This is a genomic window from Micromonospora sp. A3M-1-15, from assembly GCF_024213425.1.
GTDB classification, from domain to species: domain Bacteria; phylum Actinomycetota; class Actinomycetes; order Mycobacteriales; family Micromonosporaceae; genus Micromonospora; species Micromonospora chersina.
On sequence record NZ_JANAVK010000004.1, the window covers coordinates 553,542 to 572,277 of the forward strand.

The following is an 18,736-nucleotide window of genomic DNA, read 5'->3' on the forward strand; positions in this document are numbered from 1 at the left end:
GCGGCTTACGGCGGGGGACAGCGTGGCGAGCGGGACAAGTCGGGACGTCGTCGGCAGAGGGCTACGGGTGCTCGGCCGGGCCATCCGGGAGCAGCCGCGCATCTTCGCGGTGGCGGTGACCGGCAGCGTGCTCTTCGGCCTCATGGTGATCGCCAGCGCGTACGTCGTCGGCGCGGTGGTCGGCAAGGTGGTGGTCCCGGCGGTCGCCCGCGGCTCGGTGACCGACGGCGCCCTGGCGCTCGCCGCGGCCGCGCTGTTCGGCATCAGCGTGCTGCGGGTGGTCGGCATCTTCGGCCGCCGGCTCGGCGCCGGCTACATGCAGTACCGGCTCCAGGCCGCCTACCGCCGCCGGGTCACCCGCCGGTACCTCGACCTGCCGCTGGCCTGGCACCACCGCAACGCCACCGGCACGCTGCTCTCCAACGCCAACTCGGACGTCGAGGCCGCCTGGTACCCGATCGCGCCGCTGCCCTTCGCCGTCGGCACCCTGGTCATGCTGGTCGGCGCCGTGGTCTCGCTCTTCCTCACCGACTGGGCCCTCGCGCTGGTCGGCCTCGCCGTCTTCCCGGCGCTGTTCGCGCTCAACGTGGTCTACTCCCGCCGGATGGCGCCCCGCCAGGCCCGTGCCCAGCGGCTGCGCGCCGAGGTCAGCGGCATCGCCCACGAGAGCTTCGACGGCGCCCTGGTGGTCAAGACGATGGGCCGGGAGGCCCAGGAGACCGTGCGGTTCGCCGCCCGGGCCGGCGACCTGCGCGACGCGCTGATCTCCGTGGGCAAGCTCCGCGGCGTCTTCGACCCCATGCTGGAGACGCTGCCCAGCCTCGGCACGCTCGCCGTGCTGGTGGTCGGTGCGGTCCGGCTCCGGCAGGGCGCCATCACCGTGACCGAGCTGGTCAGCGTGGCCTTCCTCTTCACCGTGCTGGCCTTCCCGGTCCGGGCCATCGGCTGGGTGCTGGCCGAGCTGCCGCGCAGCGTCGCCGGCTGGGACCGCGTCCGCCGGGTCCTCGACGCCACCGGCGAGATGCCGTACGGCGAGGTGACGCTCGACCCGGCCACGCCGGCGCCGGCCACCCTCGCCTTCCACGACGTGCACTTCGGGTACGAGCCGGCCGAGGCGCACCTGCCCGGCACCGAGGTGCTCGGCGAGGTCACCTTCACCGTGCCGGCCGGGAAGACGGTCGCCCTGGTCGGGCCGACCGGCGCCGGCAAGTCCACCATCGCCTCGCTGGCCGTGCGGCTGGTCGACCCGCATTCCGGCACGGTCACCCTGGACGGGGTCGACGTGCGGGAGCTGACGGCCGCCTCGCTGGCCTCGACCGTGGCCCTGGTCGCCCAGGTGCCGTTCGTCTTCGACGACACGGTGCGGGCCAACATCGCCCTGGACCGCGCCGGCATCGGCGACGAGGAGGTCTGGGCGGCGCTGCGGCTGGCCGAGGCGGACGGCTTCGTGGCCGCGCTGCCCGAGGGGCTGGACACCATGGTCGGCGAGCGGGGCACCTCGCTCTCCGGCGGGCAGCGGCAGCGGCTCACCCTGGCCCGGGCGCTCGCCGGCCGGCCCCGGCTGCTGGTGCTCGACGACGCCACCAGCGCCGTCGACCCGCGGGTGGAGGCGGCCATCCTGGCCGGGCTGCGCGCGCCGACCGACGGCGGGGCGCCGGCCTCGATCCTGGTGGTCGCCTACCGGCGGGCCACCATCGCGCTCGCCGACGAGGTGATCTACGTCGAGCACGGCCGGGTGGTGGCCCGCGGCACGCACACCGACCTGCTCGCCACCGTCCCCGGCTACACCGACCTGGTCACCGCCTACGAGCAGGCGGAGCACGAACGCGAGCAGACCCGCACGTACGACGAGGTCACCCCGTTGACCTCCGGCCTGGAAGTCGAGGTTGACCGGTGAGCGCGAGGAGTGAGCCGGGCCTGCGAGCCCCGCAGTCGCGAACGGAGACCGGCACGGTGAGCGCGACTGTTGAGGCCGAGCGGCCAGCCGAGGCGACCGAGTCAACCTGGCGGACGCTGCGACGCGGGCTGTCGCTCTCCCCGGAGCTGAAGACCGGGCTGGCCGGCACCGTGGCGCTGGCCCTGGTCTACATGGTCGGCCGGGTCGCCGTGCCGGTGGCCGTGCAGCGCGGCATCGACCACGGCATCATCGGCGGGCTCGACCTGGACGTCGTCACGCTGACCGTGGCGGTCACCGCCGCCGTGCTGGTGGTCACCACCACCTGCGGCTACCTGATGATGCGCCGGCTGTTCACGGTCAGCGAGACCGCGCTGGCCGGGGTGCGCACCCGGGCGTTCCGGCACGTGCACGACCTGTCCATGCTGCACCAGCAGTCCGAGCGGCGCGGCTCGCTGGTCTCCCGGGTCACCAGCGACGTCGACCAGATCACCCAGTTCCTCCAGTGGGGCGGCGTGATCCTCATCGTCAACCTGGGCCAGCTCGTGGTGACCACGGCCGTGATGCTCGCGTACTCCTGGCAGTTGACCCTCGTGGTGCTCGTGGCCTTCGCGCCCGCGGTGCTGGTCATCCGGCTGCTCCAGCGCCGGCTGGCCGGCGCGTACGGGGTGGTCCGGCAGCGGACGGGCACGCTGCTCGGCACCATCGGCGAGAGCGTGGTGGGCGCCCCGGTGATCCGGGCGTACGGGATCGCCGGGCGCACCGCCCGGCGGCTGGACACGGCGATCGAGGGGCAGCGGCAGGCCCAGCAGAAGGCCATCCGGATCAGCATCCTGGGCAGCTCCGTCGGCGAGCTGGCGGCCGGCCTGGCCCTCGCGGGCGTGGTGGTGGTCGGTGTGAACCTCGGCGTCGACCGCACCCTGTCCATCGGCCAGCTCACCGCCTTCCTGTTCCTGGTGACGCTCTTCATCCAGCCGGTGCAGATCGCCACCGAGGTGCTCAACGAGGCGCAGAACGCGATCGCCGGCTGGCGCCGGGTGCTCGACGTGCTGGACGTCGCGCCCGACGTGGCCGACCCGGGGGAGCAGGGTCGGGAGCTGCCGTCCGGCCCGCTGGACATCCGCTTCGCCGGGGTGACCTTCGCCTACCCGGGCGGGCCGCCGGTGCTGCACGACGTGACGCTGGAGATCCCGGCGAAGAGCCGGGTGGCCGTGGTCGGGGAGACCGGCAGCGGCAAGACCACCTTCGCCAAGCTGCTCACCCGGCTCATGGACCCCACCGAGGGTGCGGTGCTGCTCTCCGGCGTCTCGCTGCGCGAGGTGCGCTTCGAGTCGCTGCGCTCCCGGGTGGTGATGGTGCCGCAGGACGGCTTCCTCTTCGACGCCACCGTGGGGGAGAACGTCCGCTTCGCCCGCCCGGACCTGACCGACGCCCAGCTCACGGCCGCCTTCTCCGAGCTGGGCCTGGCCGACTGGCTGGACGGGCTGCCGGCCGGGCTGGACACCCCGGTCGGCGAGCGCGGGGAGGCGCTCAGCGTCGGCGAGCGGCAGCTCGTCGCGCTGGCCCGGGCGTACGTGGCCGACCCCGATCTGCTGGTGCTGGACGAGGCGACGAGCGCGGTCGACCCGGCCACCGAGGTGCGCCTCCAGCGCACCCTGGACGCGGTCACCCGGGGCCGGACCACGCTGGCCATCGCCCACCGGCTCTCCACCGCGCAGTCCGCGGACGAGGTGATCGTGGTGGACCGGGGGCGGATCGTGCAGCGCGGCCCGCACGAAGAGTTGCTGCGGGACCCGGAGTCGGTCTACGCCCTGCTCTTCGCCTCCTGGCTGGAGCAGACCCGCTAGCGCGGTCGGCTCCGGTCAGTCCAGGTCGCCGGTGAGGTAGCGCTGGACGGTGGGGCCGATCGTGGCGGCCAGTGTGTCCGGGGACGCGGAGGCGACCGGTTCGAGACGGATCACGTACCGCATCATGGCCAGGCCGGCGATCTGGCTGGCCACCAGCGCGCCCCGCAGCGGCACCTCGGCCGGGTCGAGGTCGAGCTGCTCGACGACCCGGCGCAGCACCTGGGTGACCAGGAACTCGCGCAGCATGCGGGCGGTCCACTGGTTGCTCATCGCCGAGCGGAGCAGGGCCACCGCGGCGGTGCCGACCGGGGAGTCCCAGACGGCCAGGAAGGTGCGGACCAGCCGCTCGCCGACCTCGTCCCGGCCACCGGCCAGCACCCGCGGCACGAGTTCCGCCGGGTCGACGGGAATCGCCACGGTGGCCCGGAACAGCTCCTCCTTGGTGCCGAAGTAGTGGTGCACCAGCGCCGGGTCCACCCCCGCGGCGGTCGCGATCGCCCGGATCGAGGCGGCGTCGAAGCCGCGGTCGGCGAACGCCGCCCGGGCGGCCGTGAGGATGGCCTCCCGGGTGTCCGGGTTGCCCGGCCGCCGGCCGGTGCGCCGGGCCATCACCCGCTGCGCCGCCGCAGCGTCGCGGCGGCCAGCACCAGCGCCGCGACCGCCGCCCCGGCGACGATCGCCACGTCCCGCCACATCGTCCCGGTCGGGTCGGCGTGGGCGCCGACCTCCTGGAGCGCCTCGACGGCGTACGACAGGGGCAGCACGTCGCTGATCGCCTGGAGCCAGCCGGCCATCTCGCCGCGCGGCACGAAGAGCCCGCAGAGCAGCAGCTGCGGCAGCACCACCACGGGCATGAACTGCACGGCCTGGAACTCGGTGCGGGCGAAGGCGCTGCAGAACAGCCCGAGCGCGACGGCCAGCACGGCGTTGACGGCGGCGATCATGATCACGAGTCCGATGCTGCCGGCGGTGGTCAGGTCGAACACCCAGTACGCCACGGCCGAGGCGACGGTGGCCTGGACCACGCCGGCCAGGCCGAACGCGATGCCGTAGCCGAAGAGCAGGTCGAGCTTGGCCAGCGGGGTGGTGAGCAGCCGTTCCAGCGTGCCGGTGGTGCGCTCCCGCAGCATGGCGATGCTGGTCACCAGGAACATGATGATGAACGGGAAGAAGCCCAGCATGATCAGGGCGACCCGGTCGAAGAGCGTGGGCTGCCCCGGCGGGGTGGGCTGGTCGACGTACATGAAGTAGACGAGCGTGAGCAGCACGGCGGGGACCACGACGAGCAGCGCCACGGTCCGCTTGTCGTGCCGTAGCTGGCGCAGGATCCGCCCGGTGGTGGCGGCGAGGATGTGCGGGTTCATGCCGAGCCCTCCTGCTCGTTCGCCTTGATCAACCGGAGGAACGCCTCTTCCAGGTCGTGCACGCCGGTGGCGGCGCGGACCGCGTCCGGGGTGTCGTCGGCGACCAGCCGGCCGTCCCGGATGAGCAGCAGGCGGTCGCACCGGCCCGCCTCGTCCATCACGTGGCTGGACACCAGCAGCGTGGTGCCGGCGGCCGCCATGGCGTGGAACCGGGCCCACAGGTCGGCCCGGAGCACCGGGTCCTGGCCCACGGTGGGCTCGTCGAGGATGACCAGGTCGGGGTCGCCGACCAGGGCGCAGGCCAGCGAGGCGCGGCTGCGCTGGCCACCGGAGAGGTTGCCGACCAGTTGGGTGGCCGACCCGGCCAGCCCGACGTCGGCGACCGTCTGGTCGGCGTGGGCGTGGTCCCGCCCGTGGAGGGCGGCGAAGTACCGGGCGTTCTCCCGGACGGTCAGGTCCGCGTAGACGCTGGGCGCCTGGGTCAGGTAGCCGACCCGGCGGCGCAGCTCCGCCGCCCCGGCGGGCCGGCCCAGCACGGTGACCGTGCCCGAGCCGACCGTCTGCACCCCGACGATCGCCCGCATCAGGGTCGTCTTGCCGCTGCCGCTCGGCCCGAGCAGCCCGGTGACCGTGCCGCGGGGGACCGCGCAGGAGATGCCCTGGAGCACCCGCCGCCGGCCCCGCTCGACCACCAGGTCACGGACCGACACCGCGTCGTCCATGCCCGCCTCCAAAAACTCATCAACTGTTGAACTCAACGCTAGATGAGTTACCGGCCCGCGCGCAAGGTTGACTTCGAGTGCCCTCGAACTGGAAGCCTTGGTGCGTGGACATCAGCACGCGGGAGATGAGCCTCACCGTCGGTGAGGCGGCGGAACGGGTCGGCCTCACCACCTACACACTTCGCTGGTACGAGCAGGAGGGGCTGGTCGCCCCGGTCGGCCGGGACTCCGGGGGCCGCCGGCGCTACACCGAGTCCGACGTCAACTGGCTGTTCCTGCTCACCCGGCTGCGCCGCACCGGCATGCCGGTGCGGGACATGCGGCGCTACGCCGAACTGGCCCGGCAGGGCGACCGCACGCTCGGCGCCCGGCGGGCGCTCTTCGAGGCGCACCGCACCCGGGTGCTGGCCCGGATGGCCGAGCTGGAGGAGGACCTCAAGGTCCTCGACCACAAGATCGACGCGTACCGGCGGGCCGAGGAGGAACTGGCATGATCAAGCGACGGGTGGGCGCGACCGGCCCGGAGGTGTCGGCGATCGGGCTGGGCTGCATGGGCATGAGCTTCGCCTACGGCGCCGCCGACGACGCCGAGTCGACCCGGACCCTGCACCGGGCCCTCGACCTCGGCGTCAACCACCTCGACACCGCCGACATGTACGGCTTCGGGGCGAACGAGCGGCTGCTCGGCCCGGTGGTCCGGGCGCGCCGGGACGAGGTCTTCCTGGCCACCAAGTTCGGCAACCGCACCAGCGGCGACAGCTTCGGCGGCACCGGCAGCCCGGGCGCCTACGTGGACAGCAGCGCCGCCTGGGCGAAGCAGGCCTGCGACGCCTCGCTGGAGCGGCTCGGCATCGACACCATCGACCTGTACTACCTGCACCGGCGCGACCCGCGGACCCCGATCGAGGAGACCGTCGGCGCGCTGGCCGAGCTCGTCCAGGCCGGCAAGGTGCGGCTCATCGGCCTCTCCGAGGTCAGCCCGGCGACCCTGCGGGCGGCGCACGCGGTGCACCCCGTCTCGGCGGTCCAGATGGAGTACTCCCTGTTCACCCGGGACGTCGAGGACGAGATGCTGGCCACCTGCCGGGAGCTGGGGGTGTCCCTCGTGGCGTACTCGCCGGTCGGGCGCGGGCTGCTCACCGGGGCCATCACCAGCCGCGAGCAGCTCGCCGACGACGACTGGCGGCGGACCGTGCCGCGCTTCGCCGACGGCAACCTCGACGCCAACGTGCGGCTCGCCGAGGCGGTCCGCGAGGTGGCCGCCGAGATCGGCTGCACCCCGGCCCGGGCCGCGCTGGCCTGGCTGCTCGCCCAGGGCGGGGACATCCTGCCGATCCCCGGCACCAGGCGGGTCCGCTACCTGACCGAGAACGCGGCGGCGGCCGACCTCCGGCTGACCCCGGAACAGCAGGCCCGGCTGCGTGCCGCCGTGCCGGCCGGGTCCGTCGCCGGGGAAAGGTATACCGCGGCAGGAATGCGAACGGTCGGTCACTAGCCCCTCGCATCGGACACGGCGTCCGCCATCGGTCATTGCGCCGAAGATCGGGCGTCCGGCACGATGGCGCGGTGCGTCCCGCTCCGTTCCCCGAGACCGGCGGCGGCTCCAGGTCGCAGCGCGGCCCCGGACGCGCCGAGCCGGAGTTGTCGGAATTCCTCGACGACTGGGCCGCCCGCCTCCGGCAGGCCGCCGACCGTCCCGTCGTCGGGATCATGCTGCGGGGCAGCCATGCCCGGCGGGCCGCCACCGAGCACAGCGACGTCGACGTGGACGTGCTGGTCGCCGCCGACGACGAGCGCCCCGCCGCCCCGGTTCCCGGGTCGGCGGGGCCGGCCCGCCCCGGCGCCCCGTACGCGGCCCGCCGGGCGTACCTCGCCGAGTTCGGCGGCCGGCTCGTGCACGTCTCGGTGGCCGCCCGGGACGTCCGCTCCTGGGTGCACCGGCTCGGCCAGCCCGCCGACTGGGCGTTCGGGCTGCCGGTCACCGCGCCGGCCCGGCTGCTCTGGGCGGCCCCGGAGTGGCGACGCCGCATCGACCTGCCGGTGCTCTGCCAGCCCGCCGACGAGCCCCGCCTGGAGGAGCTGATCGCCACCCTCGGCAAGGTGGCCGGCGCCCGCTGGGCCGGCGACCCGGTGGGGGTCCGGCTCGCCGCCGCCGACCTGGCCCGGCTCTGCCCGTCGGTGCTGCGGCTGGCCAACCCGTCCGTCCGGGTGGCGTCCCGCCGGGCCGCCCTGGCCGCCGCGCTGGACCTGCCGGTCGCGCCGCCCGGCTACCGCGAGGACATGCTGCGCTGCCTCGGGCTGCGCCCCGGGGACACCGCCGAGGTCGGCGCCGCCGCCGGCCGGCTGGTGACCGGGATCGTCCCGCTCGTCCGCCCGTACGCCGCGGAGATCGCCGCGGTCGGCGGCGCCGACCTGGCCGAGGCCCTGGTGGACGGCCGGCTGGACCGTTACCTCGGCCAGCTGACCCGGGCCCTGGACCGCACCGCGCCCGGCCCCCGGGACACGTCGGCGGTGCCGGGGCCCCGTGCGGGAGAATGGTCAACCGTGCCCGCCTCTGACGCGCCCGTGACCGGCGCCCCCGCCAGCTCCGGCGGCGCCGCGGCCCCCGGCCCGGCCCGCCCCTCCCGGCTCGACCCCGCCATCGCGGCCCGGCTGCGCCGCACCCCCGACGGCCTGGTGGCCGCCGTGGTCCGCGCGCACGACTCGGGCGAGGTGCTGATGGTCGCCTGGATGGACGACGAGGCGCTGCACCGCACCCTGACCACCGGCCGGGCCACCTACTGGTCGCGCAGCCGCCAGGAGTACTGGGTCAAGGGGGCCACCTCCGGCCACCACCAGCACGTCCGCTCGGTCGCGCTGGACTGCGACGGCGACGCGCTGCTGGTCAGCGTCGACCAGGTCGGCGCGGCCTGCCACACCGGGCACCGCACCTGCTTCTTCACTGAGCTGCCGGTCAGCTCACCGGAGGCGACCTCATGACCGACGGCACGGTCAGCCCGGACCAGGGCACCTTCGCCGACCTGGCGGCCCGCTGGCGGGTCGTGCCGGTCACCCGCCGGCTGCTCGCCGACGCGGAGACCCCGGTCGGTGTCTACCGCAAGCTCGCCGGGGGCCCCGGCACGTTCCTGCTGGAATCCGCCGAGCAGGGCGTCGGCTCGGCCGGGATGGCCTGGTCGCGCTACTCCTTCATCGGGGTGCGCAGCAGCGCCACGCTGACCGAGCGGGACGGCACGGCGGTCTGGGCCGGCGACCCGCCCGCCGGGGTGCCGACGGCAGGCGACCCGGTGACCGCGCTCCAGGAGACCGTCGCCGCGCTGGCCGGCCCCGCCTGGGACCCGGCCAGCGGCATGCCGCCGCTCACCGGCGGCATGGTCGGCTACCTCGGTTACGACCTGGTCCGCCGCTTCGAGCGGCTGCCCGAGCTGACCGAGGACGAGCTCGACGTGCCCGAGCTGGGCATGATGCTCGCCACCGACCTCGTGGTGCTCGACCACTACGACGGTTCGGCCATCCTGGTCGCCAACGCGGTGCTGCCCCCGCTCGACGCGCCCGACCGGGACCCCCTGGTGGCGGCCGCGTACCACCACGCGGTGGGCCGGCTGGACGCCATGACCACGGCGCTGTCCCGACCGATTCCGCCCATGATCTCGACGGTCGCCCGGCCCGGCGTGGGCGAGGTGCTCAGCCGGACGCCGGAGGGCGGCTACCCCAAGGCGGTGGAGGCGGCCAAGGAGGCGATCCGGGCCGGCGAGTGCTTCCAGATCGTGCTCAGCCAGCGCTTCGAGCGCCCCACGCACGCCGACCCGCTCGACGTCTACCGGGTGCTGCGCACCACCAACCCCAGCCCGTACATGTACCTGCTGCGCTTCGACGGCTTCGACATCGTCGGCTCCTCGCCGGAGGCGCACCTCAAGGTGAGCACCACGGCGGACGGGCGGCGCCGCGCGCTGCTGCACCCGATCGCCGGCACCCGGCCGCGCGGCGGCTCCCCGGCGGCGGACGCCCGGCTCGCCGCCGAGCTGCTCGCCGACCCGAAGGAGCGCGCCGAGCACGTCATGCTTGTCGACCTGGGCCGCAACGACCTGGGCCGGGTCTGCCGGCCGGGCACGGTGGAGGTGCCGGAGTTCGCCACCATCGAGCGGTACAGCCACGTCATGCACATCGTCTCCACTGTCGTCGGCGAGCTGCGGGCCGACCGCACGGCCTTCGACGCGCTCGCCGCGACCTTCCCGGCCGGCACGCTCTCCGGCGCGCCGAAGGTGCGGGCCATGGAGATCATCGAGGAGCTGGAGCCGGTGCGGCGCGGCGTCTACGGGGGCACCGTCGGCTACTTCGGCTTCGGCGGGGACCTGGACATGGCGATCGCCATCCGCACCGCGCTGATCCGCGAGGGCCGCGCCTACGTGCAGGCCGGGGCCGGGGTGGTGGCCGATTCCGATCCCGCCGCCGAGGACCAGGAGACCCGCAACAAGGCCGCCGCGGTGCTCGCCGCGATCGCCGCCGCCGAGACGCTGCGGCCGGCCCGATGAGCGCGTCGACCGGCGCGCCCGCCGCCCGGGGCCGGCGCGAGCTGACGTACGCCGTGCTGCTCTGCCTGGCCGGCGCGGGCCTGGCGTTCTGGGCCGTGACCCGCACCTGGTCGGTCGAGCTGACCGCTCGGGGCTCGCTGCCGCCCACCCGGCACGCCCGCACCGGGACGGACCTGCTGCCCTGGGTGTCGGCGCTGGCCCTGGTCGGGCTGGCCGGCGGCGGCGCGGTGCTGGCCACCCGGGGGCGGGTACGGCGGCTGCTGGGCGGCCTGCTGGCCCTGCTCGGCCTGGCCGTGGCGGCCGGCGGCGGCTACGGCCTGACCGAGGGCGGGGTGAGCCGGCAGTGGCCGGCGCTCGTGCTGCTGGGTGGGCTGGTCCTGGCGGCCGGCGGGCTGTTCACCGCGCTGCGCGGCGGCGGCTGGCCGGCGATGGGCGCCCGCTACGAGCGGCGGCGGGCCGAACCCTCCGGCGCGGACGGGCCGGCGGTCGAGCGCGGCACCCGGGACGCCTGGGAGGCGCTCGACCGGGGCGAGGACCCGACCGTGCGCTGACCGGCGGGTCAGCGCGCCGGCCGAACGTCCCGAGGGTCCGCGGATCGCGGGTCAGCGCACCGGCTGGGCGTCGGGAGGGTCCCCGGGTCGCGGCGCTCCCGGGGTCAGCGCACCGGCTGGGCGTCGCGCGCGTCGCGGCGTTCCCGGACCGCAGCCCCGGCCGCGGCGCGGGCCGCGGCCAGCTCGGCCACCAGGCGGTCCAGTTCCCGGCGCTGCGCGGCCCGGGCCCGGTCGGCGCAGACGGCCTCCCAGGCGTTGCCCCGGGCGGTGCGCGTCCGCCCGTCGCCGGCCATGGCTTCGAGGGTGTGGACGACGCCGACGGCGAGCGCCGCGACGTTCCGGGAGATGGTGGTGAATCCGAGGGTCTGGTTCGGACCGTTGGCGCTCATGGTCACCCCGCACGAGATCGTTGGCGACGGTCGGCAGCCGCCTCATCGAGTCTGCCCGAGGGAGATGCTGCCGGGCTCACGTTTCGCGTCCGTGAAACGCAGGTCAACTCTGCGGCAGCCGGTCCGACCTGGGCAGGGCCGTTCGTCCTTGAGCTTGCTCACAGCATCGACGAACGCCACTGGACTGCGGGGGGCGGGCCGCCATGGTGAGATGGGTCATGGGCGGCGGTCGATGTGGCGGCCGGGGGCGCGGGACGCGCCCGGGTGACGCCGGTCGATGGGCGCGGTGGCGCTGCGTGACACCGCGTTCACCGGAAGTCGGTCATCATGCCACAGCCCATTTCGTGAGGAGCGCCATACCCCCGGCACTTGTCGCCAGGTGGCGCCCCCTAGCATCGGCCCATGACACCCGGAGAGGGGAGTCCGTTGGTGACTGCTGAGCATGCGCACGCGGAGGGGGACGAGGCCGGATCGGCGGCGTCCGCAAGCGTGCTCGACGAGATCCTGGCCGGCGTGCGCGAGGACGTGGCCCGGCGACAGGAGCAGGTTCCGCTGGAGCGGATCCGCGAGCTGGCCGCCGCCGCGCCGCCGCCGCTGGACGCGTACGCGGCGCTGCGCCGGCCCGGCGTGGCCGTGATCGCCGAGGTGAAGCGCTCGTCGCCGTCCAAGGGGCGGCTGGCCGAGATCGCCGACCCGGCCGACCTGGCCGGCGACTACGCCGCCGGCGGCGCCCGGGCGATCAGCGTACTCACCGAGGGCCGCTGGTTCGGCGGGTCGCTGGACGACCTGGCCGCGGTCCGCGCCGCGGTGAACGTGCCGGTGCTGCGCAAGGACTTCGTGGTCTCCAGCTACCAGGTGCACGAGGCCCGCGCGCACGGCGCCGACCTGGTGCTGCTGATCGTCGCCGCGCTGGAGCAGAACGTCCTGGTCGGGCTGCTGGAGCGGATCGAGTCGCTGGGCATGTGCGCGCTCGTCGAGGTGCACACCGAGGAGGAGGCCGACCGGGCCATGGAGGCGGGCGCGCAGGTGATCGGGGTCAACGCCCGTGACCTGCGTACCCTGGAGGTCGACCGCTCGGTGTTCGAGCGGATCGCGCCCGGCCTGCCCAGCAGCGTCGTCAAGATCGCCGAGTCCGGCGTGCGCGGCCCGCACGACCTGATCCGCTACGCCTCGGCCGGCGCCGACGCGGTCCTGGTCGGCGAGGGCCTGGTCACCCAGAAGAGCCCCCGCGAGGCGGTCGCCGAACTGGTCAACGCAGGCAACCACCCGGCCACGCCCCGCCCGGTGCGCTGACCCCGCGCCGGGTCCCTGACACGTCTCGAGAGGACTCCCGCGATGAGCACTGACGCCGCGGCCCCGGCCGGCCGGCTCCCCGACGCCGCCGGTCACTTCGGCCGGTTCGGCGGCCGGTTCGTCCCCGAGGCCCTCGTCGCCGCGCTCGACGAGCTGGACGCGGCGTACCGGAAGGCGATGACCGACGAGAGCTTCCTCGCCGAGTTCGACGCCCTGCTGCGCGACTACGCCGGCACCCCCTCGCTGCTCTACGAGGCCCGCCGGCTCTCCGCCGAGATCGGGGCCCGGGTCCTGCTCAAGCGGGAGGACCTCAACCACACCGGCGCGCACAAGGTCCGCAACGTGCTCGGCCAGGCGCTGCTCACGAAGCGGATGGGCAAGCAGCGGGTGATCGCGGAGACCGGCGCCGGCCAGCACGGCGTCGCCACCGCCACGGCGGCCGCCCTGTTCGACCTCGAGTGCGTGGTTTACATGGGCGAGGTGGACACCGAGCGGCAGGCGCTCAACGTGGCCCGGATGCGGATGCTCGGCGCCACCGTCGTCCCGGTCACCACCGGCTCGCGGACCCTCAAGGACGCGATGAACGAGGCGATGCGGGACTGGGTCGCCAACGTCGACACCACCCACTACCTGATCGGCACCGCCGCCGGCCCGCACCCGTTCCCCGAGATGGTCCGGGACTTCGTGCGCGGCATCGGCGTGGAGGCCCGCCAGCAGTGCCTCGACCTCACCGGCGCGCTGCCGGACGCCGTCGCGGCCTGCGTGGGCGGCGGCTCCAACGCGCTGGGCATCTTCCACGCCTTCGTGCCCGACACCGGCGTGCGGCTCTACGGCTTCGAGGCCGGCGGCGAGGGTGTGGCGACCGGCCGGCACGCGGCCAGCATCACCGGCGGCTCGGCGGGCGTCCTGCACGGCACCCGGACGTACGTGTTGCAGAACGAGGACGGCCAGACGATCGAGTCGCACTCGATCTCGGCCGGCCTGGACTACCCGGGCGTCGGGCCGGAGCACGCCTGGCTGCACGACAGCGGCCGGGCCACCTACCTGCCCGTCGACGACGACGAGGCGATGGCCGCCTTCGAGCTGCTCTGCCGCACCGAGGGCATCATCCCGGCGATCGAGAGCTCGCACGCGCTCGCCGGCGCCCGCAGGATCGCCCCGCGGCTCGCCGCCGAGCTGGGCCGGGAGCCGGTCATCGTGGTCAACCTCTCCGGCCGGGGCGACAAGGACGTGCACACCGCCGGTGCCTACTTCGGCATCCTCGACAAGGAGTGAGAGCGTGAGCCGGATCGGGGTCGCCTTCGACAAGGCCCGGGCCGACGGGCGGGCGGTGCTGGTGGGCTGCATGCCGGCCGGCTTCCCGACCGTCGAGGGCAGCATCGCCGCCATGACCGCCATGGTCGAGGCCGGCGTCGACGTCATCGAGGTGGAGATCCCCTACTCCGACCCGGTGATGGACGGCCCGGTCATCCAGAAGGCCAGCGACATCGCCCTGGCCGGCGGCGTACGCACCGCGGACACGCTGCGCATCATCGAGGCGGTCGCCGCGACCGGCGCGCCGGTGGTCACCATGACCTACTGGAACCCGATCGAGCAGTACGGCGTCGACGCGTTCGCCCGCGACCTGGCCGCGGCCGGGGGCACCGGCCTGATCACGCCGGACCTGATCCCGGAGGAGGCCGGCGAGTGGCTGGCCGCGTCCGAGGCGCACGGCCTGGACCGGACGTTCCTGGTCTCCCCGTCCTCCACCGACGTCCGGCTGGCGATGACCGCCGGGCACTGCCGCGGCTTCGTCTACGCCACCGCGATCATGGGCGTCACGGGCGCCCGGTCGCGGACCTCCGAGGCGGCCCCGGTCCTGGTGTCCCGGCTGCGTGAGGTGACCGACCTGCCGGTCGGCGTCGGGCTGGGTGTGGGCACCGGCGCCCAGGCCGCCACGGTGGCCGGGTACGCCGACGCGGTGATCGTGGGCAGCGCGCTGGTGCGCTGCGTGCTCGACGCGCCCGACCAGGCCGCCGGCCTCACCGCCCTGCGCGCCCTCAGCGCCGAACTCGCCGAAGGCGTCCGCAACCCGGCCCGCTGACGGCCGCCCGTGTCGTCGGGCCGCCCGGCCGGGTCTCACCGCGGGGTGCCCAGCTCACCCCCGGCACGCTGTCCGGGCGGGGCCGCCGCACCGGCCGGCCCGGCGTCGCCGCGCGTCGTCTCGCACAGGACGCCGGAGCGGCCGGCGAGGGCGTCGGCGACGGCGGCGCGGGTGGTCGGGGTCAGCGCCTCGGGCAGCGCGTCCGGCGGGTGCCAGTCGAGCTGGCAGCCGTCCGCCGGGTCGCCGGCCGGCGCGTCGGCGGCCACCCGGGCCCGGAACACGTGCACCAGCACGCCCGGCAGGGCGCCGCAGCGGCCGGCCGGGGGCGGGGGAGCGGCCGGGTCGCCGAGCCGGTAGAGGCCGACCAGGTCGACCAGGTCGACCTCCCAGCCGGTCTCGGCGCGGATCTCCCGGCGCGTGGCGGCGGCGGGGCTCTCGTCGCGGCGCAGCCGCCCGCCGGGCAACGCCCAGCGCCGGCCGCCGCCGGACTGCCGGCAGAGCAGCACCCGGCCGGACCGGTCGGTGACGACCGCGGCGACCGCCCAGGTGAGCGCGCTCATGGACAAAGAGCCTACGACCGCGCAAACCAGAAGTCAGCCGACCCGCGAACCGGCCGGACCGGGGTGCCGCGAGCACGGTCCGTCCCGGTACCGTGTGCACCCGTGACCCTCGCCCCGATGACCCCACTGGCGGCCCTGCCCAGCCCCAGCACCGCCGTCTGGCAGCTCGGCCCGGTTCCGATCCGGGCGTACGCGCTCTGCATCATCGTCGGCATCGTGGTGGCCTGCGTGGTCACCGAGTACCGGCTGCGCCGCCGCGGCGTCGCTCCGGGCGCCGTGCTCGACATCGCCGTCTGGGCGGTGCCCGCGGGCATCATCGGCGCCCGGATCTACCACGTGATCACCTCGCCGGAGAAATACTTCGGCGCTGACGGCCAGCCGCTCAAGGCGTTCGCCATCTGGGAGGGCGGCCTCGGCATCTGGGGCGCGGTGGCCGGTGGCGCGGTCGGCGCCTGGTTCGCCGCCCGGCAGCTGGGCATCCCGTTCGCCGTGGTGGCCGACGCGCTGGCGCCGGGGCTGCCGCTGGCCCAGGCGGTCGGCCGGCTCGGCAACTGGTTCAACAACGAGCTCTACGGCGGGCGCACGAGCCTGCCCTGGGGTCTGGAGGTCCACGTGATGGACCCGGACAACCCGGGGCGCGCGCTGCGCGACGACGCCGGCAACCCGGTCCTCCAGCCGGGGCTCTACCACCCGACCTTCCTCTACGAGGCGCTCTGGAACATCGGCGTCGCCGCGCTGGTCCTGGTCCTCGACCGGAAGCTGCGGCTGGGCCGGGGCCGGGCCTTCGCGCTCTACGTCATGGGCTACACGGCGGGCCGCTTCTGGATCGAGCTGATGCGCACCGACGAGGCCAACCACATCCTCGGCGTACGGCTCAACGTGTGGACCGCCGCGCTGGTCTTCCTCGGCGCGCTCGTCTACTTCCTGCGGGTGCGCGGGCCCCGCGAATACCTGATCCCGGTCGGTGAGCCGGGCCCGGCGGTCCCGCCCGCGGGCGGCGACGTGTCGCAGGTCGACCTCTCCGCGCGGGAGGCCGGGGCGCGGCCCGTCGCGCCGGAGGGCTACCGGGTCGTGACCGAGGAGCAGTTCCGCACGTACCGGGAGACCGGCGCGGTCCCCGCCGAGGAGCCGGCGGCGACCGGCGAGGCCGACCGGGACGAGGCCGACGAGGCCGGGTCCGAGGAGGCCGCCACCGAGGCGGACGTCGCGGAGCGCGAGCCGGCGGACGAGACCCGACCCGACCCGGACCGGACGGACGAGGACCGGGCCGGCGCCGGCGGCGCCCGCCCCGCCGACCGGGACAGCTGAGCGGGGGAGTCATGCGGAGCGCGGTGGTGGTCGGCGCCGGCCTCGGCGGCCTGGCGACGGCCGGAGCGCTGGCCCGGTCCGGCTGGCGGGTCACCCTCCTCGAACGGGCCGACCGGGTCCGTCCCGAGACGACCGCCGTGGTGCTCTGGCCCAACGGGGTACGCGCGCTGCGCGCCCTCGGCCTCGGCGCCGGGCTGGACGCGATCGCCACCCCGCTGCCCGACGGCGGGGTACGCCGCCCCGACGGGCACTGGCTGGTGCAGCCCCGACCCACCCCGGCCGAGCGGATGCCGGTGGTCGTGCACCGGGAGGACCTGCACGACGCCCTGATCGCCGGGCTGGGCGACCAGGTGGAGCTGCGCACCGGGGTGACCGTGCAGACCGTGCGGGCGGCGCCCGGCGAGCGTCCCGCGGTCGGCGACGGCCGGCACACCGTCGAGGCGGACCTGGTGGTCGCGGCCGACGGCACGGACAGCGAGATCCGCCGGCACCTCGCCCCGGAGACGGCGGTGGTGAGTTCCGGCTGCGCCGCCTGGCGGGCCGTCATCCCCTGGTACCGGGCCCCGCAGCTCCCCGACGACCAGCCGGTGCACGGCGAGACGCTGGGCGCGGGCTACCGCTTCGTGGCCGCCTCGCTCGGCGACCGGGGCACGGCGGGCGCCTCCCGCCGGGGCGGCATCTACTGGGTGGCCACCGCGGCCGGGGCGCCCCGGCCCGAGCCGCCGGAGACCCAGCTCGCCCTGCTCAAGCGCTGGTACGCGGGCTGGCCCGCACCGATCGCCACGCTGCTGGACGCCACCGACCCGGCCGACGTGGTGCAGCAGGAGATCCGCGAGCTGCGCCCGCTGCCCCGGGCGTACGGGTTCCCGGCCGGGCCGGGCGGGGTGGTGCTGCTCGGCGACGCCGCGCACGCCATGCCGCCGCACCTCGGGCAGGGCGCCTGCCTCGCCTTCGAGGACGCGGCCACCCTGTCGGCCCTGCTGCGGGAGTCCCGCCTCCCCGACGCGGTGACCGCCTACGACCGGCTGCGCCGGCCGCGCGCGGCGACCATGGTGCGGCAGACCCGGAGGATGTCGGCCGTCCTGCAGACGCGGGGCCGGCTGGCGTTGCGCGCCCGCGACGCCGCGCTGGGCACGATCAGCCCGCGGCTGCGCAACACGGCGGCGACCGCGGCCGCCTCCTGGCACCCGCCGGCCTGACCGCACCCGCCGGCCTGACCGCGCCTGCTGGGCACGGCCTCCCCGGCGGGGCGGGCGGGGTCAGCCGATCACGGCGGTGGGTTCGGCGATGCAGGCGGTCCCGACGCGGCGGAAGCCGACCCGCAGGTAGACCCGGGCGATCTCCTCGCTGCCGGCGGAGAGGAAGACCAGGTCGGTGCCGGCGGCGCGCAGCCGGTGGGCGAGGGTGGCGGTCACCGCCGCGCCGAGACCCCGCCGGCGGGCGGCCGGCAGGGTGGCCACCCCGGCGATCTCCGCCACGTCGTCGACCCGCATGGCCATGCCGCTGGCCAGCGCCCCCTCGTCGGGGGCCTCGGCGAGCACCGAGATGCGCCGGCCGTCGACGATGCGGACCGCCTCCTCGTCCAGCGCGGCCACGTCCAGCCGGGAGATCGCGGCGTCCCGCTCGGCCGGGCCGGCCTCGCCGCGCGCGGTGCCGCCGTGCGAGAAGCCGACCGCGGCGACGGCCCGGCGCAGCGCCACGTCCGCCGCGAAGCCGGGGTCGGCGGGGTCGAGGACCCGCACCGGTACGTCGCTGAGCGTCGCCGGGTCGGGCAGTTGCTCCGGCTCCAGCACCATGAGCGGCGCCTCCAGCACGCTCAGCCCGGCCGAGCGGGCCACCGCCAGCAGGTCCGGGGTGACCTCGTGCACCCACTCGAACGCCTCCGGCAGGCCCAGTTCCCGCTGCCGGGCCCGGACGGCGGTCACGTCGGCCAGCGAGGGCGCCTCGGTGGCGTCCAGCCGGGGGCGGGCGTAGAACGGCCATCCGGCACCGTCCCGGACGAACAGCACGAGGGCGCCGTGTTCCTCCGCCCGCGCCCCGTCCCGGGGCACCGCGTCGTAGAAGCGCTCCAACCGGTCGAGCGCGTCAGCGCGTACGAAATCCACCGCGCGAGACTACACGTCCCAGATTCTGGAAGTGTGATCAATCTGAACTGGCCTTGCGCCGGAAGCCCTAACGTAGACTCAATAAAACCCC

18 protein-coding genes and 1 pseudogene are annotated in these 18,736 nt (G+C 75.5%); 13 read left to right on the forward strand and 6 right to left on the reverse strand.

The genetic code is table 11. The annotated features are described in order from the left end of the window. Positions 1-22 precede the first annotated feature (22 nt). Positions 23-1,897: an ABC transporter ATP-binding protein gene (locus NLX85_RS23065; RefSeq protein ID WP_254338391.1), complete on the forward strand. Its 1,875-nt coding sequence runs from the start codon at positions 23-25 to the stop codon at positions 1,895-1,897. Positions 1,898-1,953: 56 nt separating this feature from the next. Further along, positions 1,954-3,741: an ATP-binding cassette domain-containing protein gene (locus tag NLX85_RS23070; RefSeq protein WP_254338393.1), complete on the forward strand. Its 1,788-nt coding sequence runs from the start codon at positions 1,954-1,956 to the stop codon at positions 3,739-3,741. Between the two features lie 15 nt (positions 3,742-3,756). Here the strand turns inward: NLX85_RS23070 and NLX85_RS23075 are convergent, their stop codons facing one another. The 3 genes from NLX85_RS23075 to NLX85_RS23085 are packed head-to-tail and all read right to left on the reverse strand — an operon-like array spanning position 3,757 to position 5,827. Beyond that, positions 3,757-4,350, reverse strand: coding sequence for a TetR family transcriptional regulator (locus NLX85_RS23075; RefSeq protein WP_254338395.1), 594 nt, complete (start codon positions 4,348-4,350; stop codon positions 3,757-3,759). Then, the gene (locus tag NLX85_RS23080; RefSeq protein WP_254338396.1) at positions 4,350-5,105 is read right to left on the reverse strand and encodes an ABC transporter permease; all 756 of its coding nucleotides are present in this window, start codon (positions 5,103-5,105) and stop codon (positions 4,350-4,352) included. The genes NLX85_RS23075 and NLX85_RS23080 overlap by 1 nt, the downstream gene beginning before the upstream one ends. Continuing rightward, positions 5,102-5,827 carry an ABC transporter ATP-binding protein gene (locus tag NLX85_RS23085; RefSeq protein WP_254338398.1) on the reverse strand — a complete coding sequence of 242 codons (726 nt, stop codon included), beginning with the start codon at positions 5,825-5,827 and terminating at the stop codon, positions 5,102-5,104. The genes NLX85_RS23080 and NLX85_RS23085 overlap by 4 nt, the downstream gene beginning before the upstream one ends. A 104-nt stretch (positions 5,828-5,931) precedes the next feature. Between NLX85_RS23085 and NLX85_RS23090 the strand changes: the two genes are divergently transcribed. The 6 genes and pseudogenes from NLX85_RS23090 to NLX85_RS23115 all read left to right on the forward strand — a co-directional run bounded on the left by NLX85_RS23090 (position 5,932) and on the right by NLX85_RS23115 (position 10,907). Further along, on the forward strand, positions 5,932-6,321 hold the full coding sequence (locus tag NLX85_RS23090) for a MerR family transcriptional regulator (RefSeq protein ID WP_254338400.1): 390 nt from the start codon (positions 5,932-5,934) through the stop codon (positions 6,319-6,321). Next, on the forward strand, positions 6,318-7,322 hold the full coding sequence (locus NLX85_RS23095; protein WP_254338402.1) for an aldo/keto reductase: 1,005 nt from the start codon (positions 6,318-6,320) through the stop codon (positions 7,320-7,322). Before NLX85_RS23090 ends, NLX85_RS23095 begins: the two co-directional genes overlap by 4 nt. 215 nt (positions 7,323-7,537) lie before the next feature. Then, positions 7,538-8,191 (forward strand): annotated as a pseudogene (locus NLX85_RS23100) (phosphoribosyl-AMP cyclohydrolase); the annotation flags it as partial. Between the two features lie 180 nt (positions 8,192-8,371). After that, positions 8,372-8,806, forward strand: a complete 435-nt coding sequence (gene hisI / locus NLX85_RS23105) for a phosphoribosyl-AMP cyclohydrolase (protein ID WP_091322412.1) — start codon at positions 8,372-8,374, stop codon at positions 8,804-8,806. Beyond that, on the forward strand, positions 8,803-10,356 hold the full coding sequence (locus NLX85_RS23110; protein ID WP_254338404.1) for an anthranilate synthase component I: 1,554 nt from the start codon (positions 8,803-8,805) through the stop codon (positions 10,354-10,356). The genes hisI and NLX85_RS23110 overlap by 4 nt, the downstream gene beginning before the upstream one ends. After that, positions 10,353-10,907, forward strand: coding sequence for a Trp biosynthesis-associated membrane protein (locus tag NLX85_RS23115; RefSeq protein ID WP_254338406.1), 555 nt, complete (start codon positions 10,353-10,355; stop codon positions 10,905-10,907). Before NLX85_RS23110 ends, NLX85_RS23115 begins: the two co-directional genes overlap by 4 nt. Positions 10,908-11,011: 104 nt before the next feature. Here the strand turns inward: NLX85_RS23115 and NLX85_RS23120 are convergent, their stop codons facing one another. Next, the gene (locus tag NLX85_RS23120; RefSeq protein ID WP_091322413.1) at positions 11,012-11,296 is read right to left on the reverse strand and encodes a hypothetical protein; all 285 of its coding nucleotides are present in this window, start codon (positions 11,294-11,296) and stop codon (positions 11,012-11,014) included. A gap of 489 nt (positions 11,297-11,785) precedes the next feature. Between NLX85_RS23120 and trpC the strand changes: the two genes are divergently transcribed. The 3 genes from trpC to trpA are packed head-to-tail and all read left to right on the forward strand — an operon-like array spanning position 11,786 to position 14,672. After that, positions 11,786-12,589, forward strand: coding sequence for an indole-3-glycerol phosphate synthase TrpC (trpC, locus tag NLX85_RS23125; RefSeq protein ID WP_210406325.1), 804 nt, complete (start codon positions 11,786-11,788; stop codon positions 12,587-12,589). Positions 12,590-12,631: 42 nt separating this feature from the next. Continuing rightward, positions 12,632-13,864 carry a tryptophan synthase subunit beta gene (gene trpB, locus NLX85_RS23130; RefSeq protein ID WP_254338408.1) on the forward strand — a complete coding sequence of 411 codons (1,233 nt, stop codon included), beginning with the start codon at positions 12,632-12,634 and terminating at the stop codon, positions 13,862-13,864. Positions 13,865-13,868: 4 nt separating this feature from the next. Further along, complete coding sequence (gene trpA, locus NLX85_RS23135) at positions 13,869-14,672, forward strand: tryptophan synthase subunit alpha (RefSeq protein ID WP_254338409.1); 804 nt, start codon at positions 13,869-13,871, stop codon at positions 14,670-14,672. Between the two features lie 35 nt (positions 14,673-14,707). Here trpA and NLX85_RS23140 read toward each other — a convergent pair whose 3' ends face one another. Further along, the gene (locus NLX85_RS23140; RefSeq protein ID WP_254338411.1) at positions 14,708-15,232 is read right to left on the reverse strand and encodes an NUDIX hydrolase; all 525 of its coding nucleotides are present in this window, start codon (positions 15,230-15,232) and stop codon (positions 14,708-14,710) included. Between the two features lie 102 nt (positions 15,233-15,334). Here NLX85_RS23140 and lgt point away from each other — a divergent pair, with 102 nt between their 5' ends. Next, positions 15,335-16,540, forward strand: a complete 1,206-nt coding sequence (gene lgt, locus NLX85_RS23145; RefSeq protein WP_254338413.1) for a prolipoprotein diacylglyceryl transferase — start codon at positions 15,335-15,337, stop codon at positions 16,538-16,540. Between the two features lie 11 nt (positions 16,541-16,551). Then, positions 16,552-17,739: an NAD(P)/FAD-dependent oxidoreductase gene (locus tag NLX85_RS23150; protein ID WP_254338415.1), complete on the forward strand. Its 1,188-nt coding sequence runs from the start codon at positions 16,552-16,554 to the stop codon at positions 17,737-17,739. A gap of 60 nt (positions 17,740-17,799) precedes the next feature. Here NLX85_RS23150 and NLX85_RS23155 read toward each other — a convergent pair whose 3' ends face one another. Beyond that, the gene (locus NLX85_RS23155) at positions 17,800-18,645 is read right to left on the reverse strand and encodes a GNAT family N-acetyltransferase (protein WP_254338417.1); all 846 of its coding nucleotides are present in this window, start codon (positions 18,643-18,645) and stop codon (positions 17,800-17,802) included. Between the last annotated feature and the right edge of the window lie 91 nt (positions 18,646-18,736).

What these genes read in the sequence shown, in the direction of transcription:
- NLX85_RS23120 (WP_091322413.1), bottom strand. Translation starts at nt 11,296, where the DNA reads ATGAGCGCCAACGGTCCGAACCAGACCCTCGGATTCACCACCATCTCC.
- NLX85_RS23075 (WP_254338395.1), bottom strand. Translation starts at nt 4,350, where the DNA reads ATGGCCCGGCGCACCGGCCGGCGGCCGGGCAACCCGGACACCCGGGAG.
- NLX85_RS23115 (WP_254338406.1), top strand. Translation starts at nt 10,353, where the DNA reads ATGAGCGCGTCGACCGGCGCGCCCGCCGCCCGGGGCCGGCGCGAGCTG.
- NLX85_RS23080 (WP_254338396.1), bottom strand. Translation starts at nt 5,105, where the DNA reads ATGAACCCGCACATCCTCGCCGCCACCACCGGGCGGATCCTGCGCCAG.
- NLX85_RS23150 (WP_254338415.1), top strand. Translation starts at nt 16,552, where the DNA reads ATGCGGAGCGCGGTGGTGGTCGGCGCCGGCCTCGGCGGCCTGGCGACG.
- NLX85_RS23140 (WP_254338411.1), bottom strand. Translation starts at nt 15,232, where the DNA reads ATGAGCGCGCTCACCTGGGCGGTCGCCGCGGTCGTCACCGACCGGTCC.
- trpB (WP_254338408.1), top strand. Translation starts at nt 12,632, where the DNA reads ATGAGCACTGACGCCGCGGCCCCGGCCGGCCGGCTCCCCGACGCCGCC.
- NLX85_RS23085 (WP_254338398.1), bottom strand. Translation starts at nt 5,827, where the DNA reads ATGGACGACGCGGTGTCGGTCCGTGACCTGGTGGTCGAGCGGGGCCGG.
- NLX85_RS23095 (WP_254338402.1), top strand. Translation starts at nt 6,318, where the DNA reads ATGATCAAGCGACGGGTGGGCGCGACCGGCCCGGAGGTGTCGGCGATC.
- NLX85_RS23110 (WP_254338404.1), top strand. Translation starts at nt 8,803, where the DNA reads ATGACCGACGGCACGGTCAGCCCGGACCAGGGCACCTTCGCCGACCTG.